This is a genomic window from Microvirga sp. P4_G7, assembly GCF_056401005.1.
Map to the genome: position 1 here is coordinate 1 of NZ_JBFUKD010000711.1, position 1,805 is coordinate 1,805.

The window sequence follows — 1,805 nt, forward strand, 5'->3', positions numbered from 1 at the left end:
GGATCGTCGACCGCGATCGACGGCATGTTGCATGCGTGCCGGGAGGGACCGCGGGGCTCGAAGGTCGATCGCGTCCAGACGAGCGAGGCGGAGCCCGAAGCGGTCTCCAACACCTTCGGTGTCAGAGACACGCTCTAGGAAGACGCTCCGCCCTCGACCGGGCCGCCGGCTTCCTTCCATGCCTTGAAGCCACCCTCCACATGGGCGACGGGTGTAAGGCCCATCTCCTGCGCCGTGGCGGCAGCGAGCGCTGATCGCCAGCCTCCGCCACAGAAGAACACGAACGTCTTGTCCTGAGCGAAGACCGGCTTGTGATACGGGCTTTCCGGGTCGATCCAGAATTCGAGCATGCCGCGCGGGCAGTGAAACGCATCGGGAATCCTGCCTTCGCGTTCCAACTCCCGCGGATCCCGCAGATCGACGAAGAGGACGTTCTCCCGGTCTTTCAGCGCGAGCGCGTCCTGCGGGGTCAACGTCTTGACCTTGGCGTTGGCCTCATCGAGAAGCGCCTTGTAGCCGCGTGTTATCGTCTGGGTCATGCCGTCCTCCGATTGAGGTCTTTGGAAAACTGGGCATGATGGGCGAAGAGTCAACCGGAGGTGACGGTGCTGGGGTTTTCCATCCTCGATTACGGAGCGCTGATTTTCTTTGTCGCAGCGTGGCTCGGCTATCATTTCGCCGTCGAGATGACTCAGGCCGGGCGGCATAGTCTCAACCGCACCATGAACCAGTACCGCTATCGCTGGATGGAGCAACTCGTCGTGCGCGAGAACCGCATCGTCGATACGACGATCATGGCCTCCCTGATGAACGGTACGGCGTTCTTCGCATCCACATCGCTGATAGCCGTGGGCGGCGCCTTGACGCTGTTTCGCTCGGCCGACGTCGTCCTTCCCGTCTTCGCGGATCTGCCGTTCGACATTCAGCCGRCGCGCCTCGCCTGGGAATTGAAAGTCGTCGGATTGACGGTGATCTTCGTGTACGCATTCTTCAAGTTCGCGTGGGCGTATCGTCTGTTCAACTATATGGCGATCATCGTTGGTGCAGTCCCCGTGCTGCGGGCCGACAATCACGACGAAGCACTCGCCGTCGCCCGTCAGGCAGCGGCCATGAACGCTGTTGCCGGAAAACACTTCAACCGTGGGCAACGGGCTTTTTTCTTCTCGATCGCCTATCTCGGTTGGTTCTTGAGCGTCTATCTCTTCATGGCCGCGACGGCKGCGGTTCTGTTCGTGATGTGGCGCCGGCAATTTGTTTCGGACGCGCGGGCCGCCGCGTTGGGAGTTAAACATGGCGAGCATTGAAGACATTGAAGCCGCGATGCTCGAACTCGTCACGCAGCGCGGGGTCGGCAAGAACGTCGATCCGACGGAAGTGGCGCGCACCGTCGGAGGCGATCATCCGGATCAGTGGGGGCCGCTGATGCCCGTTGTACGCCAGACGGCGATACGATTGATGAAAGACGGCAGGATCGTCATTCTGCGCAAAGGCCGCCCCGCCGATCCCGACGACTTCAAAGGGATCTACAGGCTGACGTTGTCGCCTGAAACTTAAGGGCTCGGCGTCGGCGCCGGGAACAGGTCCGTCATGTGTCCGGCAAGGCGATACGCGATCAGGCCGGCCCATTCCTTCGTCGCCACGTCGAGCCGACGCAATCCATCGGACACGAAGGCGAACGGCTTGTTGATACCCGAATCCGCGCTCGTACGGAAATCGACGGGATAAGGCGTGACGAAAAACCCGGCCTGACGAAATACGCCGACCGCGCGCGGCATATGCCATGCGGATGTCACGAGCAGCCATCG

General features: G+C 61.5%; 4 protein-coding genes. 2 read left to right on the forward strand and 2 right to left on the reverse strand.

The genetic code is table 11. The features are described 5' to 3' along the window. Positions 1 to 134: 134 nt before the first annotated feature. On the reverse strand, positions 135 to 539 hold the full coding sequence (locus AC1DT3_RS19855; RefSeq protein ID WP_477466935.1) for a rhodanese-like domain-containing protein: 405 nt from the start codon (positions 537 to 539) through the stop codon (positions 135 to 137). A 66-nt stretch (positions 540 to 605) separates the two neighbouring features. On the opposite strand from AC1DT3_RS19855, the gene AC1DT3_RS19860 reads away from it, so the two are divergent. Both AC1DT3_RS19860 and AC1DT3_RS19865 read left to right on the forward strand, forming a co-directional pair. Further along, positions 606 to 1,304 (forward strand): DUF599 domain-containing protein, encoded by a 699-nt coding sequence (locus AC1DT3_RS19860; RefSeq protein ID WP_477466936.1) that lies wholly within the window; start codon positions 606 to 608, stop codon positions 1,302 to 1,304. Further along, on the forward strand, positions 1,291 to 1,554 hold the full coding sequence (locus AC1DT3_RS19865) for a DUF3253 domain-containing protein (protein ID WP_477466937.1): 264 nt from the start codon (positions 1,291 to 1,293) through the stop codon (positions 1,552 to 1,554). Before AC1DT3_RS19860 ends, AC1DT3_RS19865 begins: the two co-directional genes overlap by 14 nt. Here the strand turns inward: AC1DT3_RS19865 and AC1DT3_RS19870 are convergent. Then, positions 1,551 to 1,805: YdcF family protein (locus AC1DT3_RS19870; RefSeq protein WP_477466938.1), on the reverse strand; the 255-nt coding region annotated here is incomplete at its 5' end. The two genes, AC1DT3_RS19865 and AC1DT3_RS19870, sit on opposite strands and share 4 nt — an antisense overlap.